Origin of the sequence: Aminithiophilus ramosus, assembly GCF_018069705.1 — a bacterium.
Taxonomy (GTDB): domain Bacteria; phylum Synergistota; class Synergistia; order Synergistales; family Aminithiophilaceae; genus Aminithiophilus; species Aminithiophilus ramosus.
On the sequence record NZ_CP072943.1, the window covers coordinates 1,145,732 to 1,165,479 of the forward strand.

15 protein-coding genes and 1 tRNA gene are annotated in these 19,748 nt (G+C 64.4%); 5 read left to right on the top strand and 11 right to left on the bottom strand.

What is annotated here, in order from left to right:
• Positions 1–212 precede the first annotated feature (212 nt).
• Positions 213–288: transfer RNA gene (locus KAR29_RS05235), tRNA-Glu, on the top strand.
• Between the two features lie 140 nt (positions 289–428).
• Here the strand turns inward: KAR29_RS05235 and KAR29_RS05240 are convergent.
• Both KAR29_RS05240 and KAR29_RS05245 read right to left on the bottom strand, forming a co-directional pair.
• Entirely contained in the window at positions 429–965 is a 537-nt protein-coding gene (locus tag KAR29_RS05240) for a YeeE/YedE thiosulfate transporter family protein (RefSeq protein WP_274374566.1), read from the bottom strand.
• A 3-nt stretch (positions 966–968) separates the two neighbouring features.
• Positions 969–1,514 carry a YeeE/YedE thiosulfate transporter family protein gene (locus tag KAR29_RS05245; RefSeq protein WP_274374567.1) on the bottom strand — a complete coding sequence of 182 codons (546 nt, stop codon included), beginning with the start codon at positions 1,512–1,514 and terminating at the stop codon, positions 969–971.
• An 83-nt stretch (positions 1,515–1,597) separates the two neighbouring features.
• On the opposite strand from KAR29_RS05245, the gene KAR29_RS05250 reads away from it, so the two are divergent.
• Together KAR29_RS05250 and nudC are read left to right on the top strand one after the other, a co-directional pair.
• Positions 1,598–2,377 (top strand): HpcH/HpaI aldolase family protein, encoded by a 780-nt coding sequence (locus KAR29_RS05250; RefSeq protein WP_274374568.1) that lies wholly within the window; start codon positions 1,598–1,600, stop codon positions 2,375–2,377.
• Entirely contained in the window at positions 2,374–3,150 is a 777-nt protein-coding gene (nudC, locus tag KAR29_RS05255; RefSeq protein ID WP_274374569.1) for an NAD(+) diphosphatase, read from the top strand. The genes KAR29_RS05250 and nudC overlap by 4 nt, the downstream gene beginning before the upstream one ends.
• A gap of 36 nt (positions 3,151–3,186) precedes the next feature.
• On the opposite strand, the gene KAR29_RS05260 is transcribed toward nudC, so the two are convergent.
• The gene (locus tag KAR29_RS05260; RefSeq protein ID WP_274374570.1) at positions 3,187–3,882 is read right to left on the bottom strand and encodes a cytochrome c biogenesis CcdA family protein; all 696 of its coding nucleotides are present in this window, start codon (positions 3,880–3,882) and stop codon (positions 3,187–3,189) included.
• 9 nt (positions 3,883–3,891) lie between these two features.
• Complete coding sequence (locus tag KAR29_RS05265; protein ID WP_274374571.1) at positions 3,892–4,293, bottom strand: thioredoxin family protein; 402 nt, start codon at positions 4,291–4,293, stop codon at positions 3,892–3,894.
• Positions 4,294–4,582: 289 nt separating this feature from the next.
• Between KAR29_RS05265 and KAR29_RS05270 the strand changes: the two genes are divergently transcribed.
• Positions 4,583–6,493: a DUF2207 domain-containing protein gene (locus KAR29_RS05270; RefSeq protein ID WP_274374572.1), complete on the top strand. Its 1,911-nt coding sequence runs from the start codon at positions 4,583–4,585 to the stop codon at positions 6,491–6,493.
• Positions 6,494–7,548: 1,055 nt separating this feature from the next.
• A complete protein-coding gene (locus tag KAR29_RS05275) occupies positions 7,549–8,235 on the top strand; it encodes a lipid-binding SYLF domain-containing protein (RefSeq protein WP_274374573.1) in 687 nt (228 codons plus the stop codon).
• A gap of 310 nt (positions 8,236–8,545) precedes the next feature.
• Here KAR29_RS05275 and KAR29_RS05280 read toward each other — a convergent pair whose 3' ends face one another.
• The 7 genes from KAR29_RS05280 to rlmN all read right to left on the bottom strand — a co-directional run bounded on the left by KAR29_RS05280 (position 8,546) and on the right by rlmN (position 19,378).
• Positions 8,546–10,258: a Synerg-CTERM sorting domain-containing protein gene (locus KAR29_RS05280; RefSeq protein ID WP_274374574.1), complete on the bottom strand. Its 1,713-nt coding sequence runs from the start codon at positions 10,256–10,258 to the stop codon at positions 8,546–8,548.
• Positions 10,259–10,372: 114 nt separating this feature from the next.
• Complete coding sequence (locus KAR29_RS05285) at positions 10,373–11,815, bottom strand: NHL repeat-containing protein (RefSeq protein ID WP_274374575.1); 1,443 nt, start codon at positions 11,813–11,815, stop codon at positions 10,373–10,375.
• A 12-nt stretch (positions 11,816–11,827) separates the two neighbouring features.
• Positions 11,828–14,923 carry an efflux RND transporter permease subunit gene (locus tag KAR29_RS05290; RefSeq protein ID WP_274374576.1) on the bottom strand — a complete coding sequence of 1,032 codons (3,096 nt, stop codon included), beginning with the start codon at positions 14,921–14,923 and terminating at the stop codon, positions 11,828–11,830.
• 8 nt (positions 14,924–14,931) lie between these two features.
• Positions 14,932–16,032, bottom strand: a complete 1,101-nt coding sequence (locus KAR29_RS05295) for an efflux RND transporter periplasmic adaptor subunit (protein ID WP_274374577.1) — start codon at positions 16,030–16,032, stop codon at positions 14,932–14,934.
• Positions 16,029–16,400 (bottom strand): TolC family protein, encoded by a 372-nt coding sequence (locus KAR29_RS05300; protein WP_274374578.1) that lies wholly within the window; start codon positions 16,398–16,400, stop codon positions 16,029–16,031. The genes KAR29_RS05295 and KAR29_RS05300 overlap by 4 nt, the downstream gene beginning before the upstream one ends.
• Entirely contained in the window at positions 16,333–17,310 is a 978-nt protein-coding gene (locus KAR29_RS05305) for a TolC family protein (RefSeq protein WP_274374579.1), read from the bottom strand. Before KAR29_RS05305 ends, KAR29_RS05300 begins: the two co-directional genes overlap by 68 nt.
• A 34-nt stretch (positions 17,311–17,344) precedes the next feature.
• Positions 17,345–19,378, bottom strand: coding sequence for a 23S rRNA (adenine(2503)-C(2))-methyltransferase RlmN (gene rlmN / locus KAR29_RS05310; RefSeq protein WP_274374580.1), 2,034 nt, complete (start codon positions 19,376–19,378; stop codon positions 17,345–17,347).
• Positions 19,379–19,748: the final 370 nt, after the last annotated feature.

Genomic DNA, 19,748 nt, shown 5'->3' on the forward strand with positions numbered 1-19,748 from the left:
GTCGGACTTCTCCGGGAAAAGGTTGATTTGGCCTGATCTATGGGGCGAAGCGCCTGTCTTTGATAAAAAAGACTTTCTTCCAGTTAACGCGAAAGGGCATCGATCAACGATCGTCAGGTCAAGCCCGACAGGCTCCTCGAGAAATCGTTCCGATCTGCCCGATCCCTCTTTACAACACCCCCCTCGGTGTCGTAGAATTCTCCTCACCGAGCGGTCCCTTCGTCCAGTGGCCTAGGATAGCGGGTTCTCAGCCCGTCGACAGGGGTTCGAATCCCCTAGGGACTGCCAAAAAAAGACCGGAGCCGAGGCTTTCACGCCTCGGCTCTTTTTTGTCTCGACCCTTTCACCTCGAGCGGAAATCGACGTCTTTTAACGGTGACTGGCAACGCCTCACCGAGGAGTTCCCTCCCTCACCCCGCTCGGGGGACTCATGGGCGCTTCCTTTCGAGGGCCGATAGCCCCTTCACAAGCGCCAGTCCGATAAGGAGAGCCCCTCCCAGCCAAAGAGAGCCATCGGGACCGACGTCACCGAAGAACGAGACTTTGCCCAAAGTGCCGGCCGCGAAGATCCCCCTCGACATGAAGGGGAAGATTTCCGCGTAGATCATGGCGCCGAAGATCATGCCGATCATGCCCCAGAGAACATCGATGCGCCCTTCGCCGAAGGCTCCGGCAGCCGTTCCGGGACAGTACCCCAGAAGCCCCCAACCGAGACCGAAAAGGAGGTCGCCGATGACGTTCGTGCCCAAAACGGTGGCTTTGATGTCCATCGTCACCAGCCCCATCTGACGGGCAGCGACGAGCCCTGTCATTCCCGAGAGGATGGCCGCGACCATGAACTTGACGATGGTAAAGTCACGAAAGAGAAGGGCTCCGACCTGACGGTCGTAGCGTAGCACTTCGCTGCGCTGGAGCAGAATTCCGAAGAGAGCTCCCGTGATCAAGCCCGTGACGAGGGGATTCATGGCCTAGACCTCCCTTCCGAAAAGCACACGGGCGACGATGGCGCCGCCGACAAAGAAACACAGGAGAGAGACGAGACTCCCCGGGGCCAGCGGCATGACCCCGCTCAGGCTGTGGCCGCTGGGACACCCTCCGGCCATGCGGGCGCCGACGATGGACAAAGCACCTCCGAAAAAGGCCGCCAAGGCGCGATTCAGGGGGCTGGACCCGAAACGTCTCTCCCAAAGAGGCGGAACGACACGAAAGCGGAAGGTGCCACTCTGAAGAGAGGCCGCCAAAGAACCGAGGCCGATTCCGATCACGAAAAACATCTGCCAATCGACTTTGAATCCGTCCTTCTTAAAATAGGTCAAAGAGGCGACGTGCTCAGGGGCAACGAATCCCTCGACGAGGGCACCCAGGCGGGCGAAGGTCGTCGAGGCCCCGAAGAACTTCCCCGCGACCACGATGGAAAGGACCATCAGGGCACCTGCAAGAATGCCGCCGAAATAGGGATTCATCGGCCGCTTTTCCACAGCCACCACGCTCTTTTTTCTGAAATTTTTTATCATTTTAAATAACTGGCCGTGGAGTATCGAAAGAGCTCGATGGGGTCGCTCTGCGTTAGAATAAGAAGCACAAGGGAGGTGGCGCCATGTTCGAAAACGCGCTGAAAAAACGGCTCCGCGAGGGGAAAACGGCCTTCGGAGCCTTTTCGGTCATCCCCTCGCCGGAAACCGTCGAGATTCTGGGCATCGCAGGGTTCGATTTCGTCATCCTCGACACGGAACACGGGCCGGCCTCGCACGAGACCCTTCAGGAACTGGTCCGAGCCGCCGAGAGCCGCAGTCTGACGCCCATCGTCCGCGTGGCCGACAGCCGTCCCTCGACGGTGCTCAGGGCACTCGATGTGGGAGCCCAGGGGATTCAGGTGCCTCAGGTGACGAGCCTCGAGGAGGCCCGGTCCGTCGTGGCCGGATCCAAGTACCATCCGCTGGGAAGACGGGGGCTGGCCATTCCCCGGTCGGGCGACTACGGCGCCGTGCCGACGGAGACCTACTTCCGGAAATCCAACGAGGAGACGCTCATCGTCGTCCAGTGCGAGAGTCTCGAAGGGCTCAAGGCCCTCGACGAGGTTCTGACGGAGCCCCAGATCGACGTCGTCTTCTTCGGCCCCTTCGACATGTCCCAGTCCCTGGCCATGCCCGGCCAGGTCCATCACGAGCGCGTCGAAGAGGCCTCCCGTGAAGTCCTCCGTCTGGCCCGCAAACACGGGAAGGCGGCCGGCACCTTTCTTCTCGACGGAGAGGAGGCCCAGCGCAGGGCCGAAGAGGGCTTCCAGTACATCGCCATCAGCCTCGATGCGACGCTTCTCTTCCAGGCCTGCCGCCGCGAACTGGTCCGTGCCAGGGAAAGCCGGTGCCCCGAAGAATGAAGTCCCTATTCGTCTTTCGCGGCGACGACATCCTTCTCGTCCAGGAAGGCTCTCCCCGCCTGCCGGCGCCCGAAGAGATCGTCCCCCTGGAAGGGCAGGTCGTCCGTGGCCGCTTTCCCGACAGGGAAGGGCTCTTCTGGGCGGAGGTTCCGGCGGAGACGGAACCTCCGCGGGGAACGGCCTTCGTCTCCCGGCGATCGCTCTGGGGCATCGTCGACGAAAGGCTGTTTTTCACCGTCGGCAAGGCCTTCCACCTCATGGACTGGCACAGGACCAACCGCTTCTGCGGCCGCTGCGGAGAGTCGCTGACGGACCACCCCGAAGAGAAGGCCCTCCTCTGCCCCAGCTGCGGACAGGTGATCTACCCCGTCATCGCCCCGGCTGTCATCGTCGCCGTCGAGCGCGAGGGGAAACTCCTCCTGGGCCGGAGTCCCGGATTTCCGCCGGGGCGCTACTCCGTGCTGGCCGGCTTCGTCGAGGCCGGCGAGTCCCTCGAGGAGACCCTCGTCAGGGAGATCAACGAAGAAGTGGGCATCGAGGTGGACCACATCACCTACTTCGGCAGCCAGCCCTGGCCCTTCCCCCGGTCGCTCATGCTGGGATTCAGGGCCCTGTGGAAATCGGGCGAGATCGCCATCGACGGCCGGGAGATCGTCGACGCCCGGTGGTTCGCGCCGGACGAAATGCCCGACTTCCCCCCCTCCTTCAGCATCTCGAGAAAGCTCATCGACGACTTTCTCAGGCGCCATGACAACGGGAGGGGGCTCCCCTGAAAGGAGAGCCCCCTGAAGAGCCTGCCCCGCTTCGGATCAGGGGGCGCTGTAGACGAGGTAGAGGGCTGCGGCGATGACGAGAATCCCACAGACCTGGTTGATTCTCCTCGTTCCTCTCGATCGGGAATCCCATTCGAGGACGCTCTGGACGAAACCGGCGAAAGTACCGCAGAGAACGAGAACGCCCACGTGGCCCAGGGCATAGCCTCCCAGAATCGCCGCCCCTCGCAGAAGATCGGATGCCGCCGCCTTGAGAACGAGGACGAGGATCGGGGCCGAATAGGCCAGAGTGCAGGGACCGAGGGCCATGCCCGAAAGGAGGCCCAGGACAAGGGCACCCTTGAGCCCCTTGCGCTCGCCGTAGGTGCCTGTCTTCATGCCCGGCAGAGAGATGACGTCGAGGAGATGGAGTCCGACGCAGAGGAAGACGACGGCCACGATATAGGTCGTGTACCGGGCAAGGTCGGCCAGGAGGCGCCCCGCCGTGGCCACGGCCAGACCGACGACGACGAGGTTGACGAGAACGCCCAGGCCGAAGCAGAGGGAAAGGGAAAAGGCACGCCTCGTCGAGATAGCCTCCTGAGAATCGACGAAGCCGACGACGAGAGGGATGAAGACGAGGCTGCAGGGGCTTAGAAGGACGCTCATCACTCCCCAGAGCAGGGAGGCCCCGACGACGAGAGCTCCCGATCCCTCGAGGGCGGAGGCCACCGATCCGATCAGATCGAACATGGCGCCTCCTCAGGGACGGCTGATGCCGTGGGATTCGACGAGCGAGACCAGATCCTCCAGGGCCATGAACCCCTCCCGGCGATCGAGGACCTCCCCTTTCTCATCGAGAAGGACCAGCGTCGGCACGTAGCGGACCTTGTACTTCTCCCCCAGCGCCGGGTTCTCCCAGACGTCGACGATGTCCACGACGAGGGTCCCGGCATAGTCGGCCTTGAGCCGTTCGAGGTGGGGCAGTATGGCCTTACAGGCCGGGCAGCTGGACGTCGACAGGTCGATGAGCCGAGGCAGCGCCTCCGTCCCGGACGTTCCGGCAATACCGGGAGAAGAAGGCCGCTGTCCCTTCACGAAGAGGACGCCGCCCAAAGCGGCAACCACGAGAAACACCACAAAAACTTTCATTTTTCCGGTCATGCCCTCACGCTCCTTCCGCGCTGGCCGATTCCGACGGACCTCCCGATCTGCTCCGACTCGGCCGAGGACCATGAAACGGCATCGACGAGGCGCATCGCATCGGACCCCGCTGCGCCTTTCCCCCAGTATAGGGACCCTCTCCCATCTGTCAAGATTACCCTCAGGGGTATGAGAATCGGAGGTGCCTCTCCTGAAACGACAGGCCTTCATCGTCCCAGCGCCGCAGAGGATCTCCCTCGCGGGAAAAAGACGTCTCGCACGGACGTTTCATGCGGCCCTTTTTGCCGCTTTGTTCCTTCTCTGGGCCGCTCTTCCGACAAGCGCCTCGGAGCGGATCATCCTCTTTTCCAGCGTCGTCACCGTCGAAGCGGATGGATCGCTCCTCGTCGAGGAGTCGATCCGCCTCAACGTCGAGGGGAAGGCGATCCGGCGGGGCATTTTCCGCGACTTTCCCACAGGCTATACCGATTCGGAGGGAAAGAGTTATCGCGTCGGCTTCAAGCTTCTGTCCGTCACCCTCGACGGGAGAAAGGAGCCCTACGAGGTCACCAGCAGAAGCAACGGGGTCCGCATCCGCATCGGCAACCCCGACAGGCTCGTCGTCCCGGGCGAACGAGAATATACCCTGACCTACCGCACGACGGGGCAACTCGGTTTTTTCGATGATCACGACGAGCTTTACTGGAACGTGACGGGCAACGGCTGGGAATTCCCCATCGACCGCGCCGAAGCTCAGATTCTTCTTCCCGAGGGCGTCGACGGGCGCAAGGCCCTGCTTTTCACCGGCCCTCAGGGCTCCCGCCAATCGAGGGGAGAATGGCGGCTCGACGGAAATCGGGCTTTCTTCGAGACGACGACCTCCCTGGGAACGGGCGAAGGTCTGACGGTGGTCCTCGCCTTCGATAAAGGTCATGTCACCCCCCCGAGCGAGGCATTCGGTCGGACGCTCCCCCCCTCTCCCTGGCTCGTGAACGCGGCTCCCCTTCTCGTCCTGGCCCTCGTCTCTGCCTACTACCTCCGGGTCTGGCATCGCCACGGCAGGGACCTCAAAGGAGGCCCCATCTTCGCCCGCTTCGTGCCCCCTCAGGACATCTCTCCGGCCTTCGCCTCGCGGCTTCTCCACCGTCGCTTCCGCAACGAGGCCCTGACGGCGACCCTCGTCGACCTCGCCGTCCGGAAACTCCTCGTCATCGAAGAGGTCGAAGGAACCCTGGGACGGGCCGTCCGCAAGCTCTTCGGCAGGAAAACGGCCGGATCGTACCGCCTCCGCCGTCTTGAGGGGGGCAAACCCTCCAAGGAGGACGCTCTCTTTCTGAAGTCCCTTTTCGGGAGGGCCGACCGGCTCGACCTCACGGCCGATTCGGACAAAGAGAGGCTCCGCCTGGCCCGAGAGTCTTTCAGGAAAGGGCTCGACAGAGACGTCGAAGACTGCCTCCGCTCCAACATCGGTCGAAGCGCCCTGGGGCTGGGCCTTTCCGTCCTGGCCTTCTCTTTCCTCCTCGTCGCCGTCGGCCCCACGGTTGAGCGGGTTTTCTCCGTCTTCTGGATGGCTCTGTGGACCTTCTTCCTCTCCTTTCTCCTCCTGACGGGAACGGCCTTTCTCGGCCGAGCCATGAGAACGCGGCGGCCCGGTCCCTTCATGCGAGGCCTACTTCTCCTCTTCGCAGCCGCCCCCGTCTCCTTCCTCGGTCTTCTGGGAGCCATCTACTCCGTCGAGGAGCTCTCGCCCCTTTTCACCCTATCCGTCATCGGCACTTCTTTGATTAACGCCCTATTCATCCGCATCATGGGCAACGTCACAGCCAGGGGGCGAGCCCTTTTGGACGAACTGGAGGGCCTCAAGCTCTATCTCTCCGTCGCCGAGCGGGAACGCATCCGCCGTTTCGCCGACGTCACGCTCCCTCCTGAAACGCCCGAGCAGTTCGAGAGGCTTCTCCCCTGGGCTATCGCTCTGGGCGTCGAGAAGGAATGGGCCGCCCATTTCGAGACGGCCCTCGCCGAGGCCCGCTACGAACCGACCTGGTATGCCGGAACGACAGCCTGGCATGCGACGGGGTTGACGTCGATGGCATCCAGCCTCTCTTCAGGCCTGGGTGGCGCCATCGCCGCCGCCTCTTCCCCGCCGGGATCCGGTTCCGGCTTCGGCAGCGGCGGTTCGTCGGGAGGAGGAGGAGGTGGTGGCGGCGGCGGCGGATGGTAGAGCCACAGGGAGAGACCACAGGCCGATAGCCAACCGATGGCCGCAGGGACATGAAAGACAGAGGAGGAGGTTCCCCTTCCGGGGACCTCCTCCTCTGTGAACAGGGGACCGGAACGGCAAAAAACGCCGTGCCGCTACATTTCCCCCTATAGGGACGGACTCTGGCTGGCACCCGGCTTTTGCGGGGGAAGCGGCGGCTGATCCGGCTTCTGAGGATCACCGGGTTTCTGCGGCTGGTTCGGCTTCTGGGGATCTCCGGGCTGCGGCGGCTGGCCCGGCTTCTGGGGGTCTCCGGGCTGCGGCGGCTGGCCCGGCTTCTGGGGGTCTCCGGGCTGCGGCGGCTGGCCCGGCTTCTGGGGGTCTCCGGGCTGAGGCGGCTGGCCCGGCTTCTGGGGGTCTCCGGGTTTCTGCGGCGGCTGGCCCGGCTTCTGGGGGTCTCCGGGCTGCGGCGGCTGGTTCGGCTTCTGGGGATCTCCGGGCTGAGGCGGCTGACCCGGCTTCTGGGGGTCTCCAGGCTGAGGGTTCTGAGGCGGAATCTGAGGAGGTTGCTGCGAATCGTCAGGCTTGGCCGGAACGTTGAGAGCCGAGATCGTCGACGCCGAGAGGACGCCGTTTCGCACCTCCTCGGCGGAGAGCGGCGCCGTTGCCGTGACCAGACAGGACAACGCCAAAACAGACACGAAGAATTTCTTCACGAGAAACACCTCTCTTTCTGAAAGTCCGGATACATACACTCACATCGCAGAATAAGCTTCCTCCACTCACGAAAACAACAAAAAAACATGCTAAAAGTTTTGCATTCCAAATACCGCAAAATCATTTCAGTAAGATGCTACATCGTTTATCCCTTGGAATCAATACCATATTTGCGATCTTCATAAAACTTTATGATTCTTGGCATGAAATAAAATTAAATAAAAAGAATAATATTGAAAGCTTCTGTGCCGATCTTCTGCACATTTTTTGTCTGTGGTCAAAATTCTCAGCCTATGTTAAAATTGAAGAAACTGGCCTGCCTTGGAATCTGAAGCTACCTTTTGAAAGGAGAGACATTTATGAAAAAATCATTACTGATCCTTCCCCTCCTCGCTCTGTTTTTAACCATTGCCTCTATCCCCGCCTCGGCCAACACGCCTGAGGAGCGCATCACGGGCTCCGTCAGAATTCTTCAGGAGATGGCCAAACAGCAGGACGTGGGGCACATGGCCCACCTCCTCTCCAACGCACGGGGCGTCGCCATCTTCCCCTCCGTCGTCAAGGCGGGCCTCGTCATCGGCGGGCGCTATGGGGAAGGGCTCCTCCTCAAATACGATCCCAAGGCCAAGCGCTGGTACGGCCCCAACTTCATCACCATCGCCGGAGCCTCCTGGGGACTCCAGATCGGCGTCCAGTCGACGGCCCTCGTCTTGGTCATCACCAATGATCGGGGGATGGATGGCTTCGTCGGCAACAAAGTGACGCTGGGCGGCGATTTCGCCGTCGCCGCCGGCCCCATGGGCCGCAGCGCCCAGGCCGCCACGGACGGCAAGCTTCAGGCCTCCATCTACAGCTACTCCATGAGCAAAGGCCTCTTCGCCGGGCTCTCCCTGGAGGGAGCCGCCGTCAGCGTCGACGAGAACGCCAACTCCGTCTACTGGGGAGGCTCCCTGTCCGCCCGTCAGGCCTTGGACAAGAGAGCCACATCGTCGAAGATCCAGCCCCTCGTGAAGGAGCTCAACGGTCTCCTTTCGAAGGCGAAGTAGTCTTTCCGAGACCGGAGAGAGTCGAAGAGGGAGGGGGCCGCCTGATGCGGCCCCCTCCCTCTTCGACTCTCTCCCCAAGCCCTTTATCCTGCCGACGGAACGGAGATGGAGGGCTTCGGCGGCGACATTCCCCTTTTCTCCCCCTCCTTCGGACCTGAGGAGTCTGTCGTCCTTGGTCTGACTAAAGTGGATCCATGTTCTTTTCTGATATCTAAAAGAAATTCTTTGTCATTGAAGTCATGTTTCAGTCTCCCGGGGCAGGCCAAATCAATCTTTTCCCCGAGACGTCCGCCTGACGTATAGCCCCCCTCTAACGATCGCGCCTCGACAGGAGAAAGGGGACCAGGAGGAGGAGTCCCGCCGGAGCGAACCCCAGGGCACAGCCGCTGCTGCTCCCGCCCGAGGTGGGTTCGTCGCCGCTCGTCGGCTCGGCGATGGCCTTCTCGAAAAGACGGACGTCGGGGCTGGCGGGGTCGACGATGACAAGCTTGCCCGCCCCCACCTCGCTTATGGCCAGTTTCCCGTCGGGGAGAACGGCGGCGACGGGCGCCGAGATGCGCCGGGCCACGGCGACGCCCGTCGCATCGGCGGCGCTTTCGAGGCCCGAGCCGGAACCTCCGTCAAGAGCTGCCAGCTGGGGAACCCTGAGCGTGCCGGCGTCATCGAAAGGCCCATAGCCCGTTTCATTGTTGGCGCCCGGCACTCCCCACGGGAGATCGGCCGCCTCGTACTTCAGGACCCAGCTCCCGAGAGGATCGGAGAGGATGAGGTTGTCCGCTTCGTCGAAGGCCAGGGCGACGGCATGGGCATACCAGGAGAGGTAGAGGCCGGACTGAACTCCCTCTTCGGTGATCCGCATCAGCAGTCCCTGACGTCCGTCGACGAGGGCATGGAGCAGGCCCGTCGAATCGAAGGCGATGGCGTAGATGGAAAGAAGGGGATTTTTCTGTCCCTCCTCCGTTTCCACCTGTTCCATGTGAAGGTTTTCTTTGATCGTCTCCATGGAGCAGAACTCGGTGAACGTCTCCCCTCCCGCCCGAAGCCTTTCGATGGACTGCCCCAGCCAATCGCCGTTGAAGACGGCTGTGACACTTCGAGGCGCCGTGGCGACGTAGACGTCGCCCGTCGAGGGATCGACGGCGATGGAGCTGGGCATCGTCCCCAGCGTATCCCACTCCCCCTGTTTGGTCAGGCCGGCATCGTAGCGGATCACCTTCGACGTGCCGAAATCGGCCACGTAGACGTCGCCGCCGGGAGAGACGGCCATCGCCATGGGCGTATCGAGCCCCGTCGCCGAGGCGGCGCCGAGGGAGGCGGAGTCCCCTCCTGCGGAGAGGTCGCCGACGGAAAGGGCCGTGACGAAGCCCTCGAAGAGATTGGCGATGTAAATCTTTTCGTTTCCCACGGCGAGGCCGCCCGTGGCGTTGAGCGCTCCCGTGACGGAAAGGGCGGCGGAGAGGGGCTCGGAGAACCCCGTTCCGTCATATTCGAGGCGCAGGGAGAGCCGGGCCGGCTCCGAGACGCCGTCAGGCTCCTCCACAGTCCCCTCGTAGGCCGTGCCCAGGGCCGCGGCCGTGGGGATCGTGGGACTCCAGGGATCGTCGTAGCCCTCCACGCCGAGAGGTGATACGGCGATCACGTCGTTCCACTCGCCGAAAAGGGCGGCGGAGAAGGTCACCGTCTCGCCCGGCAGAACTTCATGGAGCACCCGCCCCCAGCTCGTCGCCCCGGGAGACTCGGCCGGAGAATAATGCCAATGGAGGGGCCAGATCAGGTGGCCGAGATCGCCATGGTAGCCGTCACCGCTTCGCTCCTGGATTAACGTTTTATTCAGGGCGGCAGGCCACACGGAATGATCGGAACGGTTGACAACCGTGACGTCGACCACAAAGGCACCCTGTTTAAGCAGACCATCGACCAGCAGGGCGCCCATACGCCCTCCATAAACGATGCCGCAGAAGAGAAAGACGACGAGACAGACGGGCAAGAGCAAATAAAGCGAGAACCGAACTCTCTTATTCACCGCACTCACCTCCATTTTTGAAGTCTAGCATCGCTTCGTTCTCTTAGATATGGGAGCTTTCCTTGCACAACAGTGCATAAATTATTCATTTTTTCCCGTTCCGCCATACACCCCTCAAAAAGAGTTTCCCAAAGGAAGCTCTTCCAGGAAGACATCGAAACGGCGGAGGCGCGGGGTGGCCGCCTCGACGACAGCGATCGTTTCATCGGCGGCGACGACGGGGTAGGCCAGCCTCGTCGTCACCCGTTCAGGAAGGACGCACGGTCCGTCGTCTCCCGGAAGCCCCAAACGGGCCGAGGAGCCGAACCCGCCCTCTTCGGGCGGCCCCCAGGGCAAGGTCCCGGCATCGTAGAGGAGGAGACGACGTCCGACGAGATCCGCCAGAAGGAGGTCGCCTCGAGCAGTGAAGGCGAAGGAGAGGGCTCCTCCGCGAGGGAGCTCCAAACCCGCCTCGACCTTGCCCTCTCCGTCGAGACGGACGACGAAGTAGGTCCGTCCGCCGACGAGGAGATGAAGCCGTCCCCGATCGTCGCAGGCCAGATCGAGAAGGACCATGAAGCGGTCGAGGGAGAGGGCCCGCCGCAGCTCGCCCACGTCAAAAAAAGGAAGGCTCCCTCCTCGGGCCACGTCGACTCTCTCGACGGACTGGCCGAAAAGCTCCCCCTTGGCGAAGGCCACGAGATTCCAGGGGGCCGTCACGACGAAGAGGACGCCGTCGGAGGCGGCCATGGCAGCAGGAAGACGCCCGACGGTCCGGATCTCTCCGAGACGGTGGAGATCGCCGTCGTAACGGACGATTCTTCCCGCGCCCAAATCGGAGACATAGACCTCGCCCGTCGCGGCGTCGGCGGCCACACCCAGAGGCGCGTCCAACCCCTCCGCTCTCTGCGGAGACGATCCGTCCGCGGGAAAGGCGAGAAGGGCTCCCTCCAGGACATCGGCCACGTAGGCCCTGCCGCCTAGGAGGGCCACGTCGCCGAAAACGCGGGGAGGGACCTCCTTGAGGGTCAGGGGGGAAACGACGAGGAAGGCCCTGCCGTCGTAGGCCACCGTGACGGAAAGCCGCGCCGGCTCCGAAGGGGGGACTCCGGGGCTCGTCGCGGGAAGAGAGAGAGAGCTTCCCGCGCTCTCGGCTCTCCCCCCGGCGAGACGGAGAGGGCGAAGGTCGACGGCATCGCCCCACCGTCCATGGACGGCTGCGGGAAAGGTGATCGTCTCGCCGGGTCGGACCTCGTGAAGAAGACGCCAGGGAGAGGGCCTTTCGCTGCCGTCGATCGTCACGACCCAGTGGTGAGGCCACTTGCAGCTCTTCGCCCTCGCCGGGGAAAAGGCCGACTCGGCCAGATCGAGGTAGGTCCGGGCCAGTCGGGCGTTGGAGACGGCCGCCGTCACGGCCCCACCCGAATCGTTGACGACGGTGACGTCGACGACGAAATCGGCCTTGGTTCGGGCGAAACGGATCAGGTAGGCGCGCCTCGGCGTCCCGATTGTAAGGGCAATGACGACGGCGAGGGCGAGAGCCGCGACGGGCAGGACGAAAAAACGGAAGCGCTTCACCGATGCACCTCCTCAAGGAACGGAAAGCCTCGAAAAAGGGAATCCCGATGCGGTCGACCTCATGACCGCCGTGCCGCCCTCCACTGCCGGAAGGCCCAGATCCGCTCGTAGATGGGCGGAACGACAAAAAGGGCCCAGAGTGCCTCCGGCGAAAAGCCCCCCGATGGCCACCATGGCCATGGGAACCCTATAGGCGCCGCCGGCTCCCAGCCCCATGGCGAGGGGGATCATGGCGATGATGGACGTGGCGTCGGCCATGACGATGGGACGGAGTCTGACGCGGCAGGCCTCGACGACGGCGTCGAAGGGGGTACGCCCCCTTTTGCGGACGATTTCGGCGTAGTCGACGACGACGATGGCGTTGTTGACGACGAGGCCGACGAGCATGATCAGACCCAGGGCCCCGTAAAGGGAAATGTTGGTCCGCGTCACGAGAAGGAGAGGGACGACGCCGATGAGGGAGAAGGGAACGGTGACCATGATGACGAGGGCGAAGACGTAGGATTCGAGGATGGCGGCGATCATGAGAAAGGTGATGACGATGGCCATGGCAAAGGCGATGATCATGTAGGTGAAATTCTCCCTCATGTCCTCCACCTCGCCGCCGTAGACCAGACGGTACCCTCGCGGCAGCTTCATGGCGTTCAGCTCGGCGGAGATGTCCCGAAAGGCCTCCCCCACGGAACGTCCCGTCACGTCGGCCTCGACGGTGACGGAGCGGACTCGGTCCTTGCGGAGGATCTGCGTCGGACCGGCGCCGTAGGTCGTCTCGGCGAGGACGTCGAGGGGAGCGAAACCCCGGGGCCCCCTCAGAGGCAGGTCGGGAACGAGGAAGACGTTGTCCACCTTTTCCGGCGCCAGACGGACGAGGATGTCGTACTCCTTTCCCTCGCTGCGGAAGACACCGGCCTTTTTGCCCGTCACGTAGCCGCGGACCGTGTCGGCCAGGTCGGTCACCGTCAGCTCCTGCTGGGCCAGACGCCATCTCACGGGGCGGATCTGAAGTTCCGTACGGCCCAGCCGCCAGTCCGTATCGGCGTCGACGATGCCCTCGGTGCGGCGCACGACGTCGAGAACGGCCGTGGCCAGTTCGTTGAGGAGGATCATGTCATCGCCGACGACGGAAATCTGAAGGGCTTTCCCCGGGGCACCTCCCCCCTCGGCCGCGGCGGTGAGGCTCGCCGTCAGGTCGGGAAAGGCCGCCAGGAAGGGGCGTATCGCGTCGGCCACGGCGAAGGTGCTCGGCCTTCCCGGATCATCGCCGAGAAAAAGTCGGATGCGGCTCCTGTTGACGCCCGAGCTGGAACCGGCACCGCCGACGAGAACCTCGACGGCGTCGAGATGAGGCAAGGAGCGGACATGCTCTTCGATTCGATTCGTCACCTCCGTCGTGTAGGCCAGAGAGGCGACGGTGGGCAGCTCCAGATCGATCTGGACGATGCCCTGGTCGGCCTTGGGAAAAAACTCGAAGCCCAGCCGGGGGACAAGGGCCACGGAACCGCCGAAAAGCAGCAGGGAGAGGCCGATGGAGAGAAGGGGATGGCGCAGGGCCGTCACGACGAGCTCATCGTGGATCTCCTCGAAGCCGCGGTAGAGCCAGCTCCACCACCCAGTCAGGAGACGGCTGAGCCTGCCGGGCTCGTCGTAGCGGACTCGGGCGGCCATCATGGGCGTGAAGGTCATGGCCACCCAGAGAGAGAAAAGCGTCGAAAAGACGACGGCCAGGGCGAAATCGCGCAGAAACTGTCCCACGATGCCCCCCATGAAGGCCACGGGGATGAAGACGCCCAAATTGGTGAACGTCGTCGAGAGGACGGACAGGGCGATCTCCGACGTCCCCCTCTCGGCGGCCTCGACGGGGCCGTAGCCCATTTCTCGGTAGCGGAAGATGTTCTCGATGACGAGGATGGCGTTGTTGACGAGGACGCCGATGGAGATGGCCAACCCCAGGGTGCTCATGATGTTCATGGTGATGTCGGCGCCGTAGAGGAGGATGAAGGTGGCGACGACGGCCGTGGGCATGGCCAGGACAACGACGAGGGTGACGCCGAGGCGTCTCAGGAAGAGGAAGAGGATGAGGGCCGTCAGGGCGATGCCCGACGCCATGTCGCGGAAGACGTTGCCGATGGACTCGGCGATGAAGGTCGAGTCGTCGTTGGTCACCTCGATCGCCATCCCCTCGGGAAGATCGTCGGCGATATCGCCGACGAGACCCTCGATGCGGCGGCTGATCTCGACGATGTTGCTGTTGGGCGTGGCGATACACTCGATGAAAAGGGCCGATCGGTCCCGATAGCGGGCAAAACCTCGGCGTTCCTCCGTCGTGTCGACGATGCGGGCCACGTCGGAGAGGAGGACCGAGGCCCCCTCTCCTCGGGCGATGCGGATCTCGCCGAGGCGTTCCACGTCGTCGATCTCGCCCATGACGCGGATGGAGAGCTCCTGACGCCCCTTCGAGATGTGCCCTGAGGGATCGTTGAACTTGTCGCGCCGGAGGACGGCCACGATCTCCATCAGGGGCAGGCCGTACTGGTTGAGCCGGTTGGGATCGAGGTAGACGTGGATTTCGCGACGGACGTCTCCTCGGATGTCGGCCTTGGCCAGCCCCTCGATCTGAGTGATGCGCCTCTGGATCTTGTCCTCGACGATGTCGTAGGCCTGTTCCGGCGGGAGGTTGGACGTGACGGCCAGGGTCAGAAAGGGCTGGGCGTTGATGTCGTACTTTTCGACGATGGGATCGTCGGCCTCATCGGGCAGGAGCCCCTGGACGGCCTTGACCCGGTTGGAGACATCCAGATTGGCCTCGGAGACGTTGATGCCGTACTCGAACCAGACGACGACGTAGGAGATGCCCTCCAGGGAGTAACTTTCTATCTCCTTCACGCCCTCGACCTGCGAAACGGCATCCTCGACGGGTTTGGTGACGAGCGTTTCGATCTCCTGGGGGCCGGCCCCGTCATAGAGGGTGGCGACGACGACGGGGATGTCGATCTTGGGGAGCAGGGCAATGCCCGTGGAAAAGTAGCTGTAGGCACCGATGACGACGGCGAGGAGGACGAAGACCGTCGTCATGACGGGACGGCGGATGAAGACGGAGAGGAAGGCCATCGATCCCCCTACTCCCGGTCGCTCTCGGGCTTTTCGTTGTCGCCGTCGAGCCAGACCCGGGCGCCGTCATAGAGGCCGTCCATCCCCTCGACGACGACGGCCTCTCCCACATCCAATCCTGCGGGGATCTCGACGAGCCCCTCCTGGGCCGATCCGGCCTGGAAATCGCGCCGGAAGGCCCGGTCGCCGGAGACGACGAAGAGGTAGGTTCGGCCCGACTCGCGGCGGATCGCCTCGTAGGGAACGGCGACGACGTCGGGCCGGTCGTCGACGAGAAAGCGCACCTCCACGTAGGTGCCGGGCCGGAGAAAGCGCTCTCCTTCGAGGGAGACGACGGCCCGATAGAGACCCGTGGCCTCATCCGCTTCGGGATCGACGCGCTTCACGCTCCCCTCGACGGTAGGGCCGTCGACGATGATCTCGGCCCTCGTGCCGGACCCGACGGCGAAAAGATCGCCGGGGGCGATCAGGGCCTCCACTTCGAGTGACTCCAGGTCGGCCAGGCGGAGGAGAATCCGCCCGCCTTCGGCCACCTCGCCCACCTCGGCGTCGCGCATGACCACGACGGCCCGCCGCTGAGCCCTGACACGGGTCCGTTCCAGGGTGGAGCGGACTTCGGCCAAGGAGGAGCGAAGCGTTTCAAGAAGAACGGAGGCCGTGTCCAGCTCCTTGCCGGCCATGCCTCCCGCCTCGACAAGGGCCTTTCTGCGCCGATAATCCCTTTCGGCCTCGCCGATTTCGGCGAGACGGGCCTTGAGAGCGGCCGACTGCGTCTGTCGGGAAAGCTCGACGAGGATTTCTCCCGGACGGACCTCCTCGCCCACGTCGACAGGGACATGAACGATCACCTCGCGGAGAAAGGAGGAGATCTCCTGAACCGTCGCCGCCCGGACCTTGCCGTAGGCACTCTTCCATCGCCGCCAGGGAAGGGCCTCGACGGACCAGGTCCTGACGGGAAGGCCCTTCTCCGCCCGCAGCGCGGCCGCACTCCGGGCAGGGGCCTCCCTGTCGTGAGGGACGACGACGCGATAGGTCACGAGGCAAGCCACAGCCAGGAAGAGAAGGCTCCAGAACCCCTTTTGCAGGCGCCGTTCCGTCGCACGCTTCACGGGAAGACCTCCTCCACCCCGTAGACTCCCATGGCCCGCCGCATATCGACGAGGGCCAGACACATCCCCCTGACGGCTTCGAGCTCTTCCGTTCGAGCCCGTTGCTGTTCCGTCTGAGCCTCCATGACGTCAAGCTGGGAGCCGTAGCCTTCCTCGTACATGAGGAGCGTCACACGGAACTCCTCATCCGCCTGGACAACCTGCTTCCGGGCCGAACGCTCCAGAGCCGCCGCCCGCTCCCAGCGGTTCCGGGCCAGGTCCAGCTCCTCTTCGAGAGCTCTCTCCTCGGCACTCAGGGCGCTACGGGCACGCGCCAGAGAGGCCTCGGCCCTGGCCCTCTCGGCGCGGGCCCGTCCTCCGTCGCTCAACGGCAGGGTCAGGTCGAGGCGGAAGACCACCTCTCCCCGATCGGGAAGCGTCGCCCCTTCGGGATCGGCCAGAGCCGTATAGGCCCACGGAACCGTCGAGGACCGGAGCCATACCCCTGGCGGCCAGAGCCCGCTCGACACGGCAAAGTTCCGCCTCTCCCTCGAGGCGGACCAGAGCCGGTCTCTGCCGCCGAGCCCGTTCGCGATCGGCCTCAAGGAAGGACGGGAGGAGAAACGCGCCCTCGTCGGGCTCGACATCGCCGCCTCCGACGAAAGTCGACAGGCGGGAGAGCTCGTCTCTCTCGTCTGCCCGAGCCCGGACGAGAAGGCTCTCCTGCTCCTTCAGCCTTGTCGAGGCCCGGACCACGTCGAGGCGGGGAACCAGACCCTGGCGGAAACGTTCCTCCACGACGCGCAACGTCTCACGCCTCTCGTCGAGGAGCGCCTCCTGGAGCTTCACTCGACGGCGGGCCATGAGGGCGGACCAGTAAACCTCCTCGGCATTGCCGAGGAGGTCGTTGACCGTCTCTTTGTGACCGGCGACGGCGACGGCATAGGTGAGCAGGGCATGCCGTTCCTCGAGGGAGTGCCGGCCGGAAAGGTCGAAAGGCTGGGTCAGGGCCAGCTGCACATAACCATAGCCCTCCCGATCTCCCTCGGAGAGCAGCCACCCCGCCCCCTTGAGGGCGAGAGAAGAACGCTGATGGACCACGGAGAGGGTCGCCGTCTCGCGGCGAGCCTCCAGATCGTGCCGGGATGTTTCCAGTTCCTCGTTTCCCTGCAGCACTCTCTCGAGAAAGAGATCGAGGGAGAGGGGCTCGGCACCGGGAGGAGCGGCCAGCGGCACCGGGAGGAGGGAAAGGAGCAGCAACAGCGGAACGAAGCGGCGTCCAACGATCGTCGGGGTCATCCCATTTCCTCCCGGGGAACTGAAAAATCGGCGGCTACTTCACCGGTGGCTTCGAGCCACCTCGCGGCCTTCCTCTCCCCTTTTTATCGGCGAAACGGGAAAAGGCGAAGGCTCGTTCAGGACGGGAGCCGTCGGAGCGGGGCCGGTCGTCGCGGCGGGGAGCGTCGGAGCGGGGCCGGTCGTCGCGACGGGGAGCGTCGGAGCGGGGCCGGTCGTCGCGACGGGGGCCGTCGGAGCGGGGCCGGTCGTCGCGGCGGGGAGCGTCGGAGCGGGGCCGGTCGTCGCGACGGGGAGCGTCGGAGCGGGGCCGGTCGTCGCGGCGGGGAGCGTCGGAGCGGGGCCGGTCGTCGCGACGGGGGCCGTCATAGCGGGGCCGGTCGTCGCGACGGGGGCCGTCGGAGCGGGGCCGGTCGTCGCGACGGGGGCCGTCATAGCGGGGCCGATCGTCGCGACGGGGAGCGTCGGAGCGGGGCCGGTCGTCGCGACGGGGGCCGTCATAGCGGGGCCGATCGTCGCGACGGGGAGCGTCGGAGCGGGGCCGGTCGTCGCGACGGGGGCCGTCGGAGCGGGGCCGGTCGTCGCGGCGGGGAGCGTCGGAGCGGGGCCGGTCGTCGCGGCGGGGAGCGTCGGAGCGGGGCCGGTCGTCGCGGCGGGGAGCGTCGGAGCGGGGCCGGTCGTCGCGGCGGGGAGCGTCGGAGCGGGGCCGGTCGTCGCGACGGGGGCCGTCATAGCGGGGCCGATCGTCGCGACGGGGAGCGTCGGAGCGGGGCCGGTCGTCGCGACGGGGGCCGTCATAGCGGGGCCGGTCGTCGCGACGGGGGCCGTCATAGCGGGGCCGGTCGTCGCGACGGGGGCCGTCATAGCGGGGCCGGTCGTCGCGACGGGGAGCGTCGGAGCGGGGCCGGTCGTCGCGGCGGGGAGCGTCGGAGCGGGGCCGGTCGTCGCGGCGGGGACCGTCGGAGCGGGGCCGATCGTCGCGGCGGGGACCGTCGGAGCGGGGCCGGTCGGAGGCGGGGCGCCCCTGATAGGTCTCTCCGGCTTCACGGCGCCTGAGCTGGCCGCAGGCGGCATCGATATCGGAGCCTTTCTCGGCCCGCGTCTCGACCTCGACGCCGAGAGACTGGAGTTCCTCCTTGAAACCCTGAACGCGCGCCCGGGAAGAACGCTTGAAATCGGCCCCTTCGACGGCGTTGAAGGGGATGAGGTTCACGTAGGCCTTCATGCCCGAAAGGAGGGCAGCCAGGTCGCGGGCATGGGAGAGACTGTCGTTGACATCGGCCATGAGGAGATACTCGAAGGAGATGCGGTTGCCCGTCCGCTCCTGGTAATCGCTGAGGGCGGCCATGAGAGCCCCCAGAGGATAACGCTTGTCGACGGGCATGAGACGACTCCGGAGTCCGTCGGTGGGGGCGTGGAGGGAGACGGAGAGCCCCACCCCAGGCGCCTCCTGGGCGAGACGCCTTATGGCCGGAACGATGCCGGCCGTCGAGACGGTGAAGCGGCGGATGCTCATGGCGCGCAGCTTCGTATGATTGAGGATGGCGATGGCCTTGAGAAGGGCATCGACATTGAGGAGCGGCTCTCCCATGCCCATAAAGACGACGTTGGCGATATCCCGTCCGAGGTGGGCCTCCATGGCCAGGAGCTGGCCCACGATCTCTCCTGCCGACAGATCGCGTACGAATCCGCCCTGCCCCGTGGCGCAGAACGTGCAGCTCAGAGGACAGCCGACCTGTGTCGAAAGGCAGGCCGTCTGGCGGTTATCGTGAACGAGGAGGACCGATTCGACCGTCTCCCCGTCGTCGAGGCGCCAGAGGAATTTTTTCGTTCCGTCCCTCTCGGAAGTCACATCCCGGGAGAGACGGGGAGGCGTAAAGTCAATTTCCAGAGCCAACCGCTCCCTCAGGGGAATCGAGAGATCGGTCATTTGCGAAACATCGAAGATGCGCCTGCGGTAGACCCAGGCCCCGACCTGATCCACGCGAAAACGGGGCTCTCCGAGTCGTTCCTCGAAAACAAGGCGCAACTCTTCGTAATCCATATCCAATCCTTTAATGACACTTCCCATTGAAGCACCTCCATGGCCCGATTTTTATCGGCACCGTCGGTTTATTATCCCACGCGCCATGATCGGCAGTCAAAAAAAAAAGACAAAAACCATCCCGCCAATGGCGATTGTTTGGGTCGCAGACGAGGCGGATTTCTCGGTCCGCAGGGTTTTCACCTGTTCTCGTCGCCTTCTCGAAGGCGACGAGAACGCCCCGCCCCGCCGCCCCCTTCGGGGCGAACGCCGCCGATGTGACCGCGCTCCGAGAGAAAAGGGCAGCGGGGCTTTCCTCCCTTCCGCGATGGACTCCGACTCCGCACCGGAAGAGCTCGCCGTCGGGAGAGATTCTTCCTGCCACGAAAAGGGACGGCCCTTGCAGAGAGTCGTCCCT

What these genes read in the sequence shown, in the direction of transcription:
- KAR29_RS05240 (WP_274374566.1), bottom strand. Translation starts at nt 965, where the DNA reads ATGAATCCCCTCGTCACGGGCTTGATCACGGGAGCTCTCTTCGGAATT.
- KAR29_RS05245 (WP_274374567.1), bottom strand. Translation starts at nt 1,514, where the DNA reads ATGATAAAAAATTTCAGAAAAAAGAGCGTGGTGGCTGTGGAAAAGCGG.
- KAR29_RS05250 (WP_274374568.1), top strand. Translation starts at nt 1,598, where the DNA reads ATGTTCGAAAACGCGCTGAAAAAACGGCTCCGCGAGGGGAAAACGGCC.
- nudC (WP_274374569.1), top strand. Translation starts at nt 2,374, where the DNA reads ATGAAGTCCCTATTCGTCTTTCGCGGCGACGACATCCTTCTCGTCCAG.
- KAR29_RS05260 (WP_274374570.1), bottom strand. Translation starts at nt 3,882, where the DNA reads ATGTTCGATCTGATCGGATCGGTGGCCTCCGCCCTCGAGGGATCGGGA.
- KAR29_RS05265 (WP_274374571.1), bottom strand. Translation starts at nt 4,293, where the DNA reads ATGACCGGAAAAATGAAAGTTTTTGTGGTGTTTCTCGTGGTTGCCGCT.
- KAR29_RS05275 (WP_274374573.1), top strand. Translation starts at nt 7,549, where the DNA reads ATGAAAAAATCATTACTGATCCTTCCCCTCCTCGCTCTGTTTTTAACC.
- KAR29_RS05290 (WP_274374576.1), bottom strand. Translation starts at nt 14,923, where the DNA reads ATGGCCTTCCTCTCCGTCTTCATCCGCCGTCCCGTCATGACGACGGTC.
- KAR29_RS05305 (WP_274374579.1), bottom strand. Translation starts at nt 17,310, where the DNA reads ATGACCCCGACGATCGTTGGACGCCGCTTCGTTCCGCTGTTGCTGCTC.
- rlmN (WP_274374580.1), bottom strand. Translation starts at nt 19,378, where the DNA reads ATGGGAAGTGTCATTAAAGGATTGGATATGGATTACGAAGAGTTGCGC.